Annotated in this window: 13 protein-coding genes and 1 pseudogene; 4 read left to right on the top strand and 10 right to left on the bottom strand. The window is 65.9% G+C overall.

The features are described from left to right. The first annotated feature begins 199 nt into the window (after window positions 1-199). Window positions 200-613: a hypothetical protein gene (locus tag QJT78_RS31360; protein ID WP_281460393.1), complete on the top strand. Its 414-nt coding sequence runs from the start codon at window positions 200-202 to the stop codon at window positions 611-613. Between the two features lie 94 nt (window positions 614-707). Here the strand turns inward: QJT78_RS31360 and cax are convergent. Together cax and QJT78_RS31350 are read right to left on the bottom strand one after the other, a co-directional pair. Then, window positions 708-1,809: pseudogene (gene cax, locus QJT78_RS31355) on the bottom strand (calcium/proton exchanger). A 337-nt stretch (window positions 1,810-2,146) separates the two neighbouring features. After that, window positions 2,147-3,208, bottom strand: coding sequence for an isocitrate/isopropylmalate family dehydrogenase (locus tag QJT78_RS31350; protein WP_038943608.1), 1,062 nt, complete (start codon window positions 3,206-3,208; stop codon window positions 2,147-2,149). A 171-nt stretch (window positions 3,209-3,379) separates the two neighbouring features. On the opposite strand from QJT78_RS31350, the gene QJT78_RS31345 reads away from it, so the two are divergent. Continuing rightward, window positions 3,380-4,768 (top strand): MFS transporter, encoded by a 1,389-nt coding sequence (locus QJT78_RS31345; protein WP_028150115.1) that lies wholly within the window; start codon window positions 3,380-3,382, stop codon window positions 4,766-4,768. 4 nt (window positions 4,769-4,772) lie between these two features. Here the strand turns inward: QJT78_RS31345 and QJT78_RS31340 are convergent, their stop codons facing one another. The 8 genes from QJT78_RS31340 to QJT78_RS31305 all read right to left on the bottom strand — a co-directional run bounded on the left by QJT78_RS31340 (window position 4,773) and on the right by QJT78_RS31305 (window position 13,367). Continuing rightward, complete coding sequence (locus QJT78_RS31340) at window positions 4,773-6,395, bottom strand: B12-binding domain-containing radical SAM protein (RefSeq protein WP_038943609.1); 1,623 nt, start codon at window positions 6,393-6,395, stop codon at window positions 4,773-4,775. Window positions 6,396-6,580: 185 nt separating this feature from the next. After that, entirely contained in the window at window positions 6,581-7,420 is an 840-nt protein-coding gene (locus QJT78_RS31335) for an HEXXH motif-containing putative peptide modification protein (protein ID WP_028150117.1), read from the bottom strand. Between the two features lie 22 nt (window positions 7,421-7,442). Beyond that, the gene (locus QJT78_RS31330; protein WP_038943612.1) at window positions 7,443-8,186 is read right to left on the bottom strand and encodes a hypothetical protein; all 744 of its coding nucleotides are present in this window, start codon (window positions 8,184-8,186) and stop codon (window positions 7,443-7,445) included. A gap of 92 nt (window positions 8,187-8,278) precedes the next feature. Beyond that, a complete protein-coding gene (locus QJT78_RS31325) occupies window positions 8,279-8,869 on the bottom strand; it encodes a hypothetical protein (protein WP_038943613.1) in 591 nt (196 codons plus the stop codon). Beyond that, a complete protein-coding gene (locus QJT78_RS31320; protein ID WP_028150118.1) occupies window positions 8,866-10,026 on the bottom strand; it encodes a radical SAM protein in 1,161 nt (386 codons plus the stop codon). The genes QJT78_RS31325 and QJT78_RS31320 overlap by 4 nt, the downstream gene beginning before the upstream one ends. Continuing rightward, window positions 10,023-11,987, bottom strand: coding sequence for a RiPP maturation radical SAM C-methyltransferase (locus tag QJT78_RS31315; protein WP_028150119.1), 1,965 nt, complete (start codon window positions 11,985-11,987; stop codon window positions 10,023-10,025). Before QJT78_RS31315 ends, QJT78_RS31320 begins: the two co-directional genes overlap by 4 nt. After that, a complete protein-coding gene (locus QJT78_RS31310) occupies window positions 11,984-13,042 on the bottom strand; it encodes a radical SAM/SPASM domain-containing protein (protein ID WP_028150120.1) in 1,059 nt (352 codons plus the stop codon). Before QJT78_RS31310 ends, QJT78_RS31315 begins: the two co-directional genes overlap by 4 nt. Before the next feature lie 70 nt (window positions 13,043-13,112). Continuing rightward, window positions 13,113-13,367, bottom strand: a complete 255-nt coding sequence (locus tag QJT78_RS31305; RefSeq protein WP_028150121.1) for a hypothetical protein — start codon at window positions 13,365-13,367, stop codon at window positions 13,113-13,115. A 266-nt stretch (window positions 13,368-13,633) separates the two neighbouring features. On the opposite strand from QJT78_RS31305, the gene QJT78_RS31300 reads away from it, so the two are divergent. After that, window positions 13,634-14,083, top strand: coding sequence for a (2Fe-2S)-binding protein (locus QJT78_RS31300; protein WP_014497095.1), 450 nt, complete (start codon window positions 13,634-13,636; stop codon window positions 14,081-14,083). A gap of 11 nt (window positions 14,084-14,094) precedes the next feature. Then, window positions 14,095-16,281, top strand: a complete 2,187-nt coding sequence (locus tag QJT78_RS31295; RefSeq protein ID WP_281460392.1) for a molybdopterin cofactor-binding domain-containing protein — start codon at window positions 14,095-14,097, stop codon at window positions 16,279-16,281. The last annotated feature ends 1 nt before the right edge of the window (window position 16,282 follow it).

The raw sequence follows: 16,282 nt of genomic DNA, 5'->3' as shown, positions 1-16,282 counted from the left end.
CGTCAACGCATACAACGACAGAGCCGAGCCCTTCGTCTGGACCAAGAAAAAGGTCCGTCAACGCCGTTTCAAAGGCCGCCGTATCACTCAGCTCTGATTCCGGGTACTAGATCAAGCCCGCCGCGACGCCGCCATCCCGGAATGGACTATCGGTGTCCGCGCAGAAAGCGCCGCCCGTAAGCCAAGGAGATGATCGATCATGACATCCTCGAATTTCCTGCGTACCCTCGTTCTCGCCGGAGCCGGCGCCCTGCTATCAGGCACAATCGCTCAGGCCGGGCCGATCCCGACGCATCTTTCGACGATGAAATCGATGGTCGATCAGATCACCACCGAAGTGCGCTGGGTCGGCGGCTGGCGCGGCGGCGGCTACGGCTATCGCGGCCTTGGCTACGGTGTGGCCGCCGGCGCGGTCGTCGGCGGCGCAATCGCGCGGAGCGCCTATTACGGCGGCGATGGCGGGTACTACGGTGGCTACTATGGCGGTTATCCCGGCTACGGCTACGGCTACGGCTACCCGGCCGCATCGTATTACGGCTATGGCGGCGGCAACTACGGCTATGGCTACGGCGGCGACAATTGCCCGCCCACCGGCAGCTACTGGGCCTACTAGCGGGAGACGTATTCGCCGCTTCGGAGGATGGCTCGCCACAGGCCGCCATTCTCCGATGAGCCAATTCGCCCCTGTGCCGGCGGGCGAGTGCACCTCATCCCTCGGCCGCCGGCGGGACGACGTACAAGGTCAGCGCGAACACCGCGTAGATCAAGATCATCAGGGCGCCTGACAAACCATGCCGAGCGTCCACTGGTGGTGATGAAGGTCGCCGTGACTGTTGCGATCATCACCATGGTGACGGCGCCAGGCCAGAACTGAAGGTTCATTGGCGTCGGTCCCACGACATAGCTGAGCAGCACGAGCGCGGGTGCAACGAACAGCGCGATCTGGGAGGCACTGCCGAGCGCAATGCCGACCACCATGTCGAGGCGGTCCTTGCGCGCAGCGGCAAGGGCAACTGCAAATTCGGCAGCGGCGCCAACCAGCGAAACGATGATGAACCCGACGAAAGCCGGACTCATGCCGAAGGTTTCCGCCGCCTTCTGCACCGATTCCACGAAGATCTCGCTCACCAGCGCCACCAGCACGGTGACGGCCAGCAGCGTTCCAACGGCTAGCCCGATCGGCCAGTGCGCTTCCTCCTGCTCGCCGTGATCGGCGCTTGCGAACAATTCCTTGTGCGTCCCGAGCGAGAACCACAGGCCAAGCGCGTAAGCCGCGATCAGCAGGACTGAAATGCCGACGCTGAGCGTGTGAATGACGGACCCGTCCTGCGGCAGATGCTCGAGGTCGGCGACCGCCGATGGCGCCAGCAGGGCGACCGTTGCCATCAGCAACAGGCCGGACGACAGCCGCGCGCCGGCGCGATTGTACTCCTGCACATGATAGCGCAGGCCGCCGAGCAGCAGGCAGGCGCCGAGCATGAATGTCGCGTTGGTGACGATCGCGCCCGCAATCGAGGCCTTCACCAGCATGTACTCGCCTGCCCGCAGCGCCGTGATGGCGATGATCAGCTCCGTCAGATTGCCGAGCGTTGCGTTGAGCAGTCCACCCACGGCATCGCCGGTTCTGGCGGCGACCGCTTCGGTGGCGTGGCTGAGCAGCGCCGCCAGCGGCACGATCGCAAGCACGGCGAGCACGAACAGCAGCGTGTGGGAATGCGGGGCGACCGCCTCCGCCACCAGCACGATGGGCACGAAGACCAGCATCCAGAGCAGAGGTGTATCCCGGATTTCCCTGAGCAGGGTTGTCATATGGGCCGCCCTTTCCATGGATGCGTTGATGGAAAGGTCCGGCGGCGCCGCGGGGTGAGTCTTGATCTGGCTCAAGCGGGCCAGAGGAGACGGGCCACTGGGCGTCAGGAAGCGGACGTCGCGCATGATGAGAATGCGCCCTTGTCCCCGACCGCTGGCACGATAGCGTCATGCCAGTGTTTTGCCCGACGGGTCAACGTGATCACTGTCACGAAGGTCGTCGCGACGCGCTCCGAAAATCCCTTATCGATCAAGGAGCCTTCTACTGTGCATGGGGTTGTTTTTCGAGTTTTTGTGTTGCCCCCCAAGAAAAATCGCAGGCATCCGCGACGATGGCTCACTCCGCCTGCAAGAGCTCCGCAATCGCAGCACCTGCGGCGATCGTGCCGAGCTTGCCACCAACATCCCGCGTCGCCCGGCCCTCGCCGATCGCCTTCGCCACCGCGGCTTCGATCGCACGCGCGGCTTCCTCATAGCGCACGGCGCCGGTCTTCTCGCCATGCCAGGCCAGCAGCAACGCGGTCGACAGGATCAGCGAGACCGGATTGGCAACGTCCTGCCCCGCGATGTCAGGTGCCGAGCCGTGCGCGGCCTGCGCCATCGCGTACCGGTCGCCGACATTGAGCGAGCCGCCGAGGCCGAGGCTGCCGGAGAGCTCGGCCGTGAGATCGGACAGGATGTCGCCAAACATGTTGGTGGCGACGATAACGTCGAAGCGATCGGGGTTGCGCACGACATGCGCCATCATGGCGTCGACCAGGACGTCGTCGACTTCGAGGCCGGGATAGCCCTTCGCGGCCGCACGGCAGATGTCGAGGAACATGCCGTCGCCGAGTTTCAGCACATTGGCCTTGTGCACGATGGTCAGACGTCTTCGCCGCTTCATCGCCAGACGGCAGGCGGCGTGCGCGATACGCTCGCAGCAGAGGCGCGTGATCCGGCGCAACGAGATCACGACGTCAGGCGTGACCAGCATCTCGCCATTGCCCTGCTCCATGTTGCGGTCGGCGTAAAACCCTTCGGTGTTCTCGCGCACGACGACGAGATCGAACTCGCCGAGCCGGCCGGGCCGCCCCGCATAGGTGCGCGCGGGCCGGACATTGGCGTAGAGGTCGAGGCTCTTGCGAAAGTGCCTGGACGGGTTGATCTCGCCATGCGCCTCGTCCTTGAAGTCGAAGGTCGCGGTCGGCCCCAGGATCAGGCCGTCGGCGGCACGAACGATGTCGAGCAACTCGGGGCGCACCGTCGTGCCTGATAGCTTCAGGCTCGCATGCCCGACGGCGTGCTCCTCGAGCCGCAAGTCAAGCTGGAAGCGCTCGGAGGCCGCGCCCAGCACGCCCGATGTCGCGGCCGTGATCTCCGGTCCGATGCCGTCACCGGGCAGAACGACGATTTGCATGATGATCCCCCAAGATTGCAGCTGCTGGCGCGATCATACGCTAGCCACCGGCCGCATCGCCTGACCTTCGCGCATACACAGCATGCAAGCATAAGCCTGTGGAAGCGGCCTTCGGCGTAGTACATGCCGAAAGTCCCCTTTCACCACGCCGCCGGAGCAACGCGCCAGGCAATGACAATCACGTTACCTGCCGCCGCGCGCGAGCCCGACCATCCCATTGCCGACGGCCTTCCGGCCACGCAGCGGCGCTGGGCGATCGCCGCCATCTTCACCGCGCTGGCGATGGCCTCCCTCGACACCGCGATCGCCAATATCGCACTGCCAGCCATTGCCGCGGATTTGCACGTCACGCCGGAGCAATCGGTCTGGGTGGTCAACGTCTACCAGATCGCGCTGGTGGCCACTTTGCTGCCGCTCGGCGCACTCGGCGAAATCGTCGGGCACCAGCGCATCTATCTCGGCGGCCTGATCCTGTTCACCATCGCCTCGCTGCTCTGCGCGGTGGCGTGGTCGCTGGACAGCCTGCTGGTCGCGCGCACGCTGCAGGGCCTGGGGGCCAGCGGCATCATGAGCGTCAACACGGCACTGGTGCGCTTCGTCTATCCGGGCCGGATGCTCGGCCGCGGTTTTGGCCACAATGCGCTCGTGGTCGCAACCGCCTTCACCTTCGGGCCGTCGATCGCCTCTGCCATCCTCGCATTCGGCCCGTGGCCGTGGCTGTTCGCGGTCAACATCCCGTTCGGCCTCGTCGCGATCGGCATCGGCTATGCGATGCTGCCGAAGACGCCGCGCGCCGATCACGGCTTTGATTTTCTCGGCGCGGTCCTTGCGTCCGCCTGCCTCGGCCTGTTCATCACGGGCATCGGCAGCGCCGCGCACAATCTGTCGCCTGTCGTCGTGGGCATCGAGCTGATCACGGCCCTCGCACTCGGCTTCATCCTGATGCGCCGGCATGCCGACCATCCCGCACCGATGCTGCCGATCGACCTGTTCAGCCGGCCGATGTTCGCGCTGTCGGCGGCGACCGCAGTGTGCTCGTTCGCCGTGCAGGGCCTCGCCTTCGTCTCGCTGCCGTTCTATTTCGAGGACGTGCTCGGGCGTTCGCAGGTCGAGACCGGCTTCTTCATGACGCCCTGGCCGCTGGTGGTGGGCATCATGGCGCCGATCGCGGGGCGCCTCTCCGACCGGCACGCGGTCGGCCTGCTCGGCGGCATCGGGCTCGTACTGCTCGGCCTCGGCATGGCATTGCTCGCGATGCTCCCGTCCAATCCTGCCATCCCCGACATCATCTGGCGGATGGTGATCTGCGGCATGGGGTTCGGCTTCTTCCAGGCGCCGAACATGAAGGCGGTGATGTCGAGCGCGCCGCCGCACCGCAGCGGCAGCGCCTCTGGCATCGTCGCGACCGCACGCCTGACGGGCCAGACCACGGGCGCGGCGCTAGCCGCCCTCTGCTTTGCGCTTGCCGGCCACGACGGCGCAACCGTCGCGCTGGCCCTCGGCGCCGGCTTTGCCGCGCTCGGCAGCGTCATGAGCTTCTTGCGGCTGGCGGTGAAGTAAGCCTTCAGGCCAGGTGCCGGGCTGCGGTGGTGTCGAGCGTCGCAGCGGTCGGGATGACCGTCTCGTCATCGAGCGCAGCGAGGCGCCCGTCGATGGCTTCGATGACCTTGCGCGAGAACGGCCCGAGATGCGCATAGGCGGCAATCATCTGCACCGCGATCCGTGCCGATGACGTGTCGCGCTTGGCGCAGTTCATGAAGGTCTGCCACAGCGGCCCGCGCGCTTCGGGAAGGGCGGTGACAACGCGGTGCACCGTCTCCATCGCCCCGACCCGCGAGCGGATGTCGCCCTCGGCGAGCTCGGGGCGCTGCCTGGATCGGTCGAGCAGCGTCATCAGGCGGTCGACGCGTCCTGCGTAGGCGGCGGGGCTGTAGATGTGCTCCAGCACCCGCTTGTAGTCCGTCAGGATGTCGCGCAACGGGCGGACCGGATCGAAGTTGATGCCGTCCGTGCACTGATCGGCGCCGATGGTCGGCGCCAGATCGTGGCCCGGATGCAGCCGGCCTTCACGCTCGAGTCGGCGCGTGAGCTGCGTGTTCGGCAACGCATAGAGCAGGCCGACCATGGCGACGGGAATCGCGGCCTCCTCGATGAAATCGATCATCGCTTCCGCCATCGAGACCTTCTCGGTGTCGAAGCCGACGATGAAGCCCGCGGTGACGAGCATGCCGGCGGCATAGATCTTGTGGATGCTCTCGGCGATGTTGCGCCGCGTGTTCTGCTTCTTCCGCATCGCGACCAGCGTTGCAGGGTCCGGACTTTCGATGCCAACGAAGATGCCGAAGAAATTGGCCGCGCCCATCAGCTCCAATAGCTCGGGATCGTCGGCCAGGTTGACCGAGGCCTCGGTGGACAATTCGAAGGGATAGCCGTGCGCGCGCTGCCATTCGGCGAGCTGGGGCAGGAACTGCCGCAGCGACTTCTTGTTGCCGATGAAATTGTCGTCGACGAAGTCGAGATGGCCGCGGTAGCCCATCCGGTAGAGCGTCTCGAGCTCGACAAACATCTGCTCGACCGTCTTGGTGCGCGGCACACGGCCGTAGAGCTCGATGATGTCGCAGAACTCGCAGGTGAACGGACAGCCACGCGAATATTGCACACCGAGGTAGAGATAGTCCTCGAACTTCAGGAGATCGAAGCGTGGCACCGGCGTCTTTGTTACGTCGGCCTGGAATTTCGGCGCAGTGAAGACGCCGGAGCGGGCCCCGCTTTCCCAGGCCGCGATGAACTCGTCGATGACGCTTTCGGCCTCGCCGAGCACCCGGAAGTCGGCCCGTTCGTAGACATGGGGGCTCGACGTCGGATCGGGTCCGCCGACGACCACCGGCTTGCCGGCGGCGCGGCAGAGTTCGATCAGGCGCAGCGTATCGGCCTGCTGCGGCAGCATGCCGCCGGTGAACACGACATCGGCCCAGGCGAGATCCTCGTCACCAAGGGGCTGGGTGTTGCAGTCGATCAGCCGGACCGTCCAGTCCTTCGGCAACATCGCGGCCACCGTGATCAGGCCGAGGGGAGCTGCGGGTCGCTTCACACCCATCAGCTCGCAGGATTCGCCAAAGCTCCAGAACGACTCCGCCAGGAACAGCGGATAGAGCATCAATACGTTGCAGCGCTGCGGTACGTTCATGGAATCCCTTTTTGCTTCGTCCCAGTGTACCAGAGCGCGTTCGTCTTGCACCCCGGTAAAAAGGACAAACTGTCGCCGCAATGCAGCGCCGATCGGCCGTGGAACCGGCATTCACAGCCGAAAGTCGCCTCAAACCGCGTATCTGGCGTTTAGGGCTGGAACCCGGTCCTGGGCAGAGCGGGCAATCAGCCGCGCTCGCTGGCAAGCATCGTCCGGCTGCTCGCCAGGACGTCGCGGCTCCAGGCGAAGAACGCGCCGAGAAACGCCCGGCCGGCCGCATCGGTGCGGGCGTGCTGCCGCAGCGTCTCGAACCCCTGCTCCATCCGCGACGCATTGCGCGCGAGCAGCGCGCGGATGTCGCTGCGGACCTGCGGGTCGTCTTCCTGCTCCAGCATGTGCACGTCGAGCTGGGTGACATGGATGAACGAATATTGTGCGTGCAGCACGGCCGTCATCGGACGCGGCCGGTCGACCACGATCGGGCTGGGATAGAGCTCGTCCTGCGGATTGCTGATGATCCGGATCGCATTCTCGTTGGCGACGCCGAATGCCCTCAGCTTGTGATGGGCCATTTCATGGACGATCGCCTGCGCGGTCGCGAGCGGGCAGTTGACCGTCAGGCCGATGACGCCGAACCGCGCGTCGACCGAGTGGCTGGCCGAGCCGAGCCGGCCGGGCCCTTCGGTCGGCTGCTCGGTGTCGTGATAGCACTGGATGGTGTGCACGATATCGGGCCATTGTTTCGCAGCGAGCGGCCAGCGGCGGACGTAGTGCAGCGCCTGCTCCAGCGCCGGGATGGCTTGCGCGTCGGGGACAAACCGCGGCGGCGGCAGCAGCGGATCCTCCGTGCGCAGGGCGACCCTGCCCTCCGCAATGGCCGGCGCGCCGTTCACCGGGGGACGCTGCGGCGGCAGCGGCCGCCACGGCGTCGGCTCGGTGTCGATCAGGCCGAGGGCGACGGCGGTATCGTAGCCGTCGGCCTGCGGTCGTGCCGTGCGTTCCCAGTCAATCGACGTCGCGTCCATGGCGATCTCTCCTTCGAACCGGTCAGTGCGGACGACCACTCGTCGCCGAGAGGGCCGCGGAGACCCGCCCTGCGCGTCCAGGCAGCAAGGCCAATCCCATCGATGCCGCAAGCGTGTCCATATCCCCAAGCCGGTGCAGCGAGCGGTCGGTGCCGATCACGATCACCGATTTCGCAATCGCGCGGACAGCGGCAAGCGCTTCGCGGCCGCCAAGCCGTTCCGGATCGACGAAAGCGAGGTCGACGCCATCAGGCGCGAGACGCGACAGCGCCGCAATCGCCTCGATGCTGGCCCCGCCGAGCACCGGCAATGACGCACCGAGGCGCCGGCGCGCGGCTTCAGCTAGCGCGGCATTTTCCTCGGCGCCGTATAATCTCAGCTTTGGCCTCGTCTGCGCGATCAATTCCAGCAGCAAGCCATCGCCGCATCCGATATGCACGGCCGATCCCGCGCGGCGCAGCGCAGCGGTCTGCTCCCAGACCACCGTGCTGAAGCGCGAGCGCATGGCAAAGGGGTTTTCGAAACCGGCCATTTCAAATCCGCCGCCGAGTTCGGTGAGGATATCGGCGCTGTCCGCGGGCTCGACCGCTGCGGCCGTTCGCTTGTCCGGGTGCGCCGCCGCCGCGCGCTGACGAGGCCGCCGATGCGACGGTGTGCCCTCGTCGGACAGCCATGTGCAGCGGAAGGTGGCCGTCGCAATCTCGGCAACGCCATTGACCAGCGACGCCCCCACCGTCCAATCCGCCATCTCTTCCAGCCAATTCATTTCCTCGGCCAATCCCAGCTGGCGGCCGAGATCGATGAACTCACGCGAACGATCGGCCGTAGCGGAACAGTCTGCAGAACAAGGCGCGTGTCTCACCGGCCCCAGTCCCAGAACCGCGAGCGCGACATGGGCAGGCACGGCCGCCGTGTCCGCGCGCGCGAGGATGCCGGCCAACGGATCGCTTCCGCCGCGCCCAAGGTAGTCCGCCCAGGATCTTGCGCAGCATGCGGGATAGCCGAACCGTATCGCCGCCTGCCGTCCGTCGCCGGCTCAGCGATCGATGTGTCGAGCGGCGCAGCGCCGATCAGGAACGCATAGTCGAGCAGCCGCTTCGGTTCGGCGATCGATGCCTCAAGCGGCCAGTCGGCGGCATAGCCGAGCGACGCCTTGACCGGCTTGGCCTCGAGGCCAATCGCGCGCGCCCGCTCGGTCAGGGCGTCGATGCCATCATAGCCAGTCCACACCAGCGAGGCCGGAATGTGCTTCCGGCGCACCATCTCGAATTCGATCGCTAGCGCCGCATGCCTGAGGCGATCCAGACGCGGCTGCCAGAGCGCGCGCGCCTGCGGGCCGGTGAAGCTGATGCGCTGCGTCGCTGCCTTGGCGACGGCTGGCTCCCGCGGCGCGGCCGCGAGCGGAGGACGGGGCCAGGTCGGCCAGCAGGTCGGCCAGGCGGACGTCATGGTGCGTCCGCCTGCTGGAGCAACGATTGCAGGGTCGGATTGTCGCCGATCGACCATGCGGCGATCATCTTCGCTTCGAGATCGGACCGGCACTCCGACCGGCTGATCGCGACCTCATCGTTCGCCTGAAGCTCGGTCTCGATGTCCTCGAACAGGCCGAACCACACCGGGCAGTCGATCGAGCGCATCCGCCAGTCGCCGTCGATCGCGGTGCCCGGACAATTGCCCTTGCAGGCGAGGAAGAACCGGCACCCCTCGCATCCGCCATTCGCCTGCGGCGTCCGGTAAAGCGACAGCTGGCGCTCGAAGGCCTCGCGGCCGGCACGCAGATGGGTCACGCCATCCTTGTTGGTGCGGCCGCAATTGCCGAGCCGGCCATCGCTCTCAACGCCGACCACGGCGCGGGTCGCATAGGGATCGCAGGCGTGGAAGACGCATGAGGTCTGCGCGTCATCGCCCCTGAGCATCGCGGCCATCTCGGCGAAGATGTCGAATTGGACCGACGGCAGCTCCTGTTCGAGCCGGCGCAGTCGCCTCAAGGCCGCAAGGTTCTCCTGCGCAGTGAGCGCGAGACCCTCGCCCCCTTGCGTTTCGTCCTGCTCCAGCAGGTGCAGGCGCAGCTTGCGCACGCCGAGGCTGCCGAGAAACCCGATCCACTCGCACAGCACGCCGAGCCGAGCCGGCGCGGCGTTCATCCGGTTGAGCGTCACGATCACGTTCGGCGGCATGCCTTCCCGGCACAACGTCTCGATCGCCGCCTCGATCCGCGCGGTCGCACGCCGCGTCGCCGGCAGGCTGCCGGCCCAGCGGGCATCGTTGAGCGGTCCCGGCCCGTCGATCGAGATGCCGATGCGCACGTGGTATTTCCTGAAGAGCTCGATGTCGCACTCCTCGATCAGCGTGCCGTTGGTCTGCATGCCGACGCCGCCATGGCGGTCGAAACCCAGCTGCATCAGGCGTTCGAGATCGGACCGGCGCGTCAGCATGATCTCGCCGCCGAACAGGCTGAAGGGCTCCGCCAATCTGTCCAGCGTCGCCATGATCGCATCGAGATCGTATCGCGTCGGCACGTTGCCGGCGGTGCGGATGCCCTCCTGATAGCAGTAGCGGCACTTGATGTTGCACTTGTCGCCGAGGGGGCGGACTTCGACGGTCATGGTTGCACCCGTTCGAGCGCTGCCGTTTCATCGCTGGCGTTCAAGAGGGCCACGTGCAACCCGTTTTCTTCCGGCGGGGCGATACGCTCGCGTGGCAAAACGAATCCAAGCGGAAATTCGGCACGGGCGTCGGCGTCAAAAATCTCGCGGCCGGCCTCGGTCACGAGCGACAACACTCTGCCGTCGATCTCGATCGCAAACCGTCGCGCCAGAATCGCGTCCAGTGCGGCCTCGACTGATGCCGCATCCAAACGATCGGCAAGCTGTTCAATGACGCTCAGTCGCGTGCAGGGGTTGCGCAGCAGATTGAGCACGCCGATCTCGGCCGGAGTCGGACAATAGAACGGCTGGAGCGCGCAGGCCCGGGTGTCGCTGACGAGATGCGCGGTGCCGACCGCCGTCATCGTCAATTGCGGCGCAAAGGGCTGGTCGAACCAGCGCGCGCGCCAGGCCGCGCTCGCGGCCTTGAGCGACACCAGATCCTGCTCGCGCGCGGCATCGGGTGCGTCGCCCTCGAAGAAATAAGCGAGATCGAAGAGATCCTCGTCAGGGACATCGTAGATCGCGCCATAGGCCGGCATCGGAGTGACGTTGCGGAATCCGATCTCGGCGGCACGCTCGAAATTGGGGCTGAACCTGTCGAGCCGGATACGGCCGCAGCCGACCGGCGGCTGAAGATGTTCGAGCAGCGGGACCATCTTGGCGACGGCGTCGTAGGCGTCGCGGGGCTCGCCGGGAAATCCGTACAGGATCGACCAGACCAGCCCGACGCCGAGCTCGCGGCAATTGCGCAGCAGGCGCAGGTTGAGCAGCGCGCTCACGCCCTTGCGCATGAGATGCAGCACCGGATCCGACAGGCTCTCGATGCCGGGCTGCAACCAGACCGTCCCCGCGAGCGCCAGCTTCTCGAGCTGCGCCTCGTCCATATTGGCCTTGATCTCGTAGAAGAAGCGAAAGCCGTGCGCCGGGCGTTCGGCGAGCCTGCCCAGCACGCCGTCGATATGGGACATGCCCAGGATGTTGTCGGTCGCGGCAAAGCGGCCGATGCCGAACTCCGCATGCAGCGTCTCGATCTCGCTGAGCACGCGCGGCGCCGACTTGGCCCTGAACGCCATGCCCTCCCCATTCAGACCGCAGAACGTGCAATGGTGCTTCTGCCCCCACCAGCAGCCGCGCGAGGACTCGAACGGAATCGAGGGACGCACGCGCGCGGCTTCGGACATCCAGGGCAGCTGCGCGAAATAGTCGGCGTAGTCGGGGATCGGCAGCGCATCCATCGCGGTCGGACCGGCTGCTGCGCCGGCAGCCGGCTGGTCGCGGGACAGGCATCCGGATAGGCCGCGGGGCGCCTCGCCGCGCAGGATCGCCTCGACGGCCGGCCCGAACACGGTATCGGCCTCGCCGTTGAAGACGTGGTCGATCTGCGCAAAGTTCTTCAGCAGCACGGCGCCCATCGGCCCATGGCAATTGGCGCCGCCGACGCAGATGACGACGGACGGATCACGCGCCTTGACCGCGGCCGCGATCGCCAGCGAAGCGGCCGTCTGCTCGAACATCGAGGTGAAGCCGATGATCTTGGGGGTGCGTTCGAGCAGCCGGTCGGCCGCGTCTGCCACGAAGGACGAGATCAGGTTGCGGCGGATCTCGTAGAGCTGGTCCAGCCCCTTGCGCTCGATGGCGGCGCTGAGCTCGCTGGGGTGGCGCCGCGCCTGCGGCCGGCCGGGCCGCGAGCCCAGGCAATCGCCGAACAGCCAATCGCCGGCGAGGAGATGGCTCGGCAGCTTCTCCGCAAGCCGCTCGTTCAGATCGAGCCCGATGCGGTCGGCGAAGAGCAGGTTCAGATAGAGCGTCTCGGCCCCAATGCCGTTCTGCCGCAGCAGGGCCTGCAACAGGCCGAGCGCCGCCGACGGCCGCACCACCGACATTACCGGCGCCGAGCAGAAGAGGACATCGACGCTCATTGTGCGGCCACGAGGTTGGCCGATGCGGCTTGCCCGTCCAACAAGATCTCGCAGGTCTCGATCTGGCCGCGGCGCGCTTCGGCGGCTTCGCGCACGCGCGCCAGCAGTTCTGGCGAGCGGAAGATGCGGTCGCAGGCGGTGCAGATGCCGTCGAAGTCCTCAACGCGCATCGGCACGGGATCGGCGGCCGTGACTGCGGCGAGGATGGCGACGGGTCCCTCGAGCCTGATCCATCTGTAGAGCGGATCGTCGGCGGCCGCCTGCATCGCGGCTTCGATCCCTTCCTTCGCGATGTGGCCGACCTTCAGCGAGTCGTAATGGGGAAGCACGCCGCAGCAGGGCCGGATGCCGCCCTCGTGATCGACCGTGACGGTGTGGAGAACGGACTCGCAGGGACCGCGATAGGCCGAGGCGTGGTGAAGGCGGCCCGCCTGCGTGTCCTCGTCCGTGCCCTCGCCGCGTCCGGTCGAGTTGGCGACGGTCTCATAGATGTTGATGCCGGGCTCGTCCTGAAGACCGAGATCGGCGCGCAGGCTGGCGGCAGTGATCTTAGAACCTGCTTCAACCACCACCGCAATCCGGAGCAGCAGCCCGCACTCCCGCACCGCCGCCACCGCATTGGCGATGAAATTGAGCGGCACGAACTCGGCGTGGGGATCGTCGTAAGACAAGGTCATTTCGGTGAGCCCGGCCGCGCGCAATTGCCGAACGGCCGCCGTTGCGCGCGCGGGCGACTTGGCCCAGAACGCGCTCGTGGTGATACCCGCGCGCAAGCCCAGCGACGCGGCCAGGGCCACGGCGTCGGCAACGATGTCCGCATGCAGCATCGGATCCCCCCCGACGAAATGGATGATCTCCATCGACGGGATCTGTGCGGCCTGCTGAATGCAACGATGAACGTCCGCGGCGGACAGGTGCCCGCCGTGAAACATGTCAGATGAAAAGCAGCAATGCGAACATTTGAGCGGGCATTTCAGAGTGACGTTCAGAACGAGATTGGTAGGCGTCACCCTGGCCGCGCGGAAATCGGATAAAAATTGTGCGCCGAACACCATGGCCGACGACCTCATATCCCGGCTGCCCGGCGAACCGGTCAGCCGGCCATCGTGATCTACAGATGCGGGATCAGAGGATGTCGATATGGATCGTACCGGCCTGTACGCCGCCGCTACGCGTGGCCAGCTTGTTCCGCAGCATCGACGCCGTCTGGTCGTCGAGCTGTACGCCAACGCTGCTCAGATAGGAGACGGGGTCCTTGCTGACGTCGCTGGCAAGGCTGAGCAGATCGGCGTGGGTGGTGAGTCCGGACGGTGACTTGGCTTTGAGATCGTTACCTGACGCGAGAACTTTTTCGAGATCGATCGTGACGATGCGGCCCATGGCGATTCTCCCTTAGGATGGACTAATGATCCATCAAACCAAAGGTTGTACAATACCCTCAGATAATCAAACGAATTCGATGCGACCAAAGGCTGTGGATTTGTACCGCCGTTCACAACGCAACACCGCGCTCCCGACATTCTTCCCCGCGCATGCCAGCTTCGCTGTTGGCCACCCCTCGGACTATTGATTTGAACAGTTCCAATTTGCCAGACACATTGCTTCCCGAGTCCGATCGGTGGATTGGGCCAATCAGGGGACTTGCGATGGCAAACCTAACAATCAACGGAAAAACCTTCACGCTCGACGTCGAGCCCGATACGCCGCTGCTCTGGGCGATTCGTGAGAATGCCGGCCTGACCGGCACCAAATATGGCTGCGGCATTGCGCAATGCGGAGCCTGCACCGTTCACATGGACGGCGTTGCCACCCGTTCCTGCGGGATTTCGGTCAGCGAGGCCGAAGGCAAGAAGATCACCACGATCGAGGGGCTCGCATCCGGCGACACGCTGCACAAGGTGCAGGCAGCCTGGATCGCCAAGGACGTTCCGCAATGTGGCTATTGCCAGAGCGGCATGATCATGGCGGTGGCCGCGCTTCTCGCCGAGAAGCCGAAGCCGACCGACGCCGATATCGACGAGGCCATCACCAATATCTGCCGCTGCGGCACCTTCCAGCAGGTGCGCGAAGCGATCCACACGATCGCCAGCGCCTGAGGAGCCGCCCCATGAACAAGCATGTTTCTCCCAAGATGAACCGTCGCGCCTTCGTCGTCGCCACCGCCGCTGTCGGCGCCGGCCTCGCCATCGGGCTCGATCTCCCCTTCGGCGGCCCCGCCGTGGTCCGCGCGGCCGACGGCTCGCCGGAAGTCAACGCCTGGGTCGTGGTCAGGCCCGACGACACCGTCGTGATCCGCATCGCCCGCTCCGAGATGGGCCAGGGCTCGCTCACCGGCCTCGCCCAGCTGGTCGCCGAGGAACTCGAATGCGACTGGTCGAAGGTCACGACCGAATATCCGACCCCCGGCCAGAGCGTCGCCCGCAAGCGCGTCTGGGGCGATTTCTCGACCGGCGGCAGCCGCGGCATCCGCTCGTCGCAAGACTATGTCCGCAAGGGCGGCGCCACCGCGCGCGTGATGCTGATCGAGGCCGCCGCGAACGAGTGGAAGGTGCCGGCCTCAGAATGCACCGTCGCCAAGGGCGTCATCACCCACAAGGCGTCGGGCAAGACGACGACTTACGGCAAGGTCGCCGAAGCCGCCGCCAAGCTGACGCCGCCGGCCGACGTCAAGCTCAAGGATCCCAAGGACTGGACCATCGCGGGCAAGGGCCTGTTGCGGCTCGACACCGCCGACAAGACCACCGGCACGATGATCTACGGCATCGACGTCAAGCTGCCGGGCATGCTGAACGCTGCAATCAAGGACTGCCCGGTGTTTGGCGGCAAGCTGAAGAGCTATGACGAAGCCAAGATCACCGGCATGAAAGGCGTCAAGAAGGTCGTCAAGGTCGGCGACACCGCGGTTGCGGTCGTTGCCGACACCTGGTGGCACGCCAAAACCGCGCTGGAAGCGCTGCCGATCGTCTGGGACGAGGGCGAGAATGCCAAGGTCTCCAGCGAGTCGATCGCGAAGTGGCTGGCCGAAGGCCTCGACGACGCGCAGCCGGCCTATGTCGGCAACAAGAACGGCGACGTCAAAGCCGCGACTGCCGGCGCAGCGAAGAAAGTCGAAGCCGTCTACAACTACCCCTACCAGAACCACGCGACCATGGAGCCGATGAACGCCACCGCGCTCTACACGGCCGACAAATGCGAGGTCTGGTGCGGCACGCAGAACGGCGAAGCCGTCTTCGCGGCGATGCTGGAGGCCTCCGGCCTGCCGGCGGAGAAGTGCGACATGTACAAGGTGATGCCCGGCGGCGGCTTCGGCCGGCGCGGCCAGACCGACTACGTCCGCCAAGCGGTCATGATCGCCAAGCAGATGCCGGGCACGCCGATCAAGCTGTTGTGGTCGCGCGAAGAGGACATGGCGCACGGCAGGTATCACCCGATCACCCAGTGCAAGATGACCGGCGCGTTCGACGCCAACAACAATCTGGTGGCGCTGCACTACCGCCTGTCCGGACAGTCGATTCTGTTCTCGCTGCGCCCCGAAGCGCTGCAGAACGGCATGGATCCGGCTGCATTCCAGGGCGTCGCCCAGTCCGGCGAAGCCGCGTTCGGCTATTCGGTGCCGAACCTCCTGATCGAGCATGCGATGCGCAACCCGCACGTTCCGCCCGGCTTCTGGCGCGGCGTGAACGTCAATCACAACGCGATCTACATGGAATGCTTCATGGACGAGCTGGCCCAGGCCGCGGGCCAGGACCCGCTCGAATTCCGCCGCAAGCTGATGGGCAACCATCCCAAGCACATGGCGGTGCTCAATGCCGTGGCCGAGAAGATCGGCTGGGACAAGCCGGCGCCGCAGGGCGTCTATCGCGGCATCGCGCAGGTCATGGGCTATGGCAGCTACGTTGCCGGCGCCGCCGAAATCTCGGTGACCGACGGCAACAAGATCAAGGTGCATCGCATCGTCGCCTCCACCGATCCCGGCTACGTCGTCAATCCGGCGCAGGTGGAGCGGCAAATTGCCGGCTCCTTCGTCTATGGCCTCTCCGCGCTGTTCTACGGCGGCTGCACCGTCAAGGACGGCAAGATCGAGCAAACCAACTTCGACACCTACAACTCGATGCGCATCAACGAGATGCCGAAGGTGGAATCGGTGATGGTGCCGAGCGGCGGGTTCTGGGGCGGCGTCGGCGAGCCCACCATCGGCGTCGCGGCGCCGGCGGTGCTCAACGCGTATTTCGCGGCGACGGGCAAGCGCATCCGCTCGGTGCCGCTGCGCGACCAGAACATCACCTTCGCCTGAG

The organism is Bradyrhizobium sp. Mp27, assembly GCF_029953005.1.
Classification (GTDB): domain Bacteria; phylum Pseudomonadota; class Alphaproteobacteria; order Rhizobiales; family Xanthobacteraceae; genus Bradyrhizobium; species Bradyrhizobium barranii.
This window is presented reverse-complemented; position numbering and strand designations above follow the sequence as displayed.

What these genes read in the sequence shown, in the direction of transcription:
- QJT78_RS31345 (WP_028150115.1), top strand. Translation starts at nt 3,380, where the DNA reads ATGACAATCACGTTACCTGCCGCCGCGCGCGAGCCCGACCATCCCATT.
- QJT78_RS31320 (WP_028150118.1), bottom strand. Translation starts at nt 10,026, where the DNA reads ATGACCGTCGAAGTCCGCCCCCTCGGCGACAAGTGCAACATCAAGTGC.
- QJT78_RS31360 (WP_281460393.1), top strand. Translation starts at nt 200, where the DNA reads ATGACATCCTCGAATTTCCTGCGTACCCTCGTTCTCGCCGGAGCCGGC.
- QJT78_RS31295 (WP_281460392.1), top strand. Translation starts at nt 14,095, where the DNA reads ATGAACAAGCATGTTTCTCCCAAGATGAACCGTCGCGCCTTCGTCGTC.
- QJT78_RS31300 (WP_014497095.1), top strand. Translation starts at nt 13,634, where the DNA reads ATGGCAAACCTAACAATCAACGGAAAAACCTTCACGCTCGACGTCGAG.
- QJT78_RS31310 (WP_028150120.1), bottom strand. Translation starts at nt 13,042, where the DNA reads ATGGTGTTCGGCGCACAATTTTTATCCGATTTCCGCGCGGCCAGGGTG.
- QJT78_RS31305 (WP_028150121.1), bottom strand. Translation starts at nt 13,367, where the DNA reads ATGGGCCGCATCGTCACGATCGATCTCGAAAAAGTTCTCGCGTCAGGT.
- QJT78_RS31315 (WP_028150119.1), bottom strand. Translation starts at nt 11,987, where the DNA reads ATGAGCGTCGATGTCCTCTTCTGCTCGGCGCCGGTAATGTCGGTGGTG.
- QJT78_RS31340 (WP_038943609.1), bottom strand. Translation starts at nt 6,395, where the DNA reads ATGAACGTACCGCAGCGCTGCAACGTATTGATGCTCTATCCGCTGTTC.
- QJT78_RS31350 (WP_038943608.1), bottom strand. Translation starts at nt 3,208, where the DNA reads ATGCAAATCGTCGTTCTGCCCGGTGACGGCATCGGACCGGAGATCACG.
- QJT78_RS31325 (WP_038943613.1), bottom strand. Translation starts at nt 8,869, where the DNA reads ATGACGTCCGCCTGGCCGACCTGCTGGCCGACCTGGCCCCGTCCTCCG.
- QJT78_RS31335 (WP_028150117.1), bottom strand. Translation starts at nt 7,420, where the DNA reads ATGGACGCGACGTCGATTGACTGGGAACGCACGGCACGACCGCAGGCC.
- QJT78_RS31330 (WP_038943612.1), bottom strand. Translation starts at nt 8,186, where the DNA reads ATGAATTGGCTGGAAGAGATGGCGGATTGGACGGTGGGGGCGTCGCTG.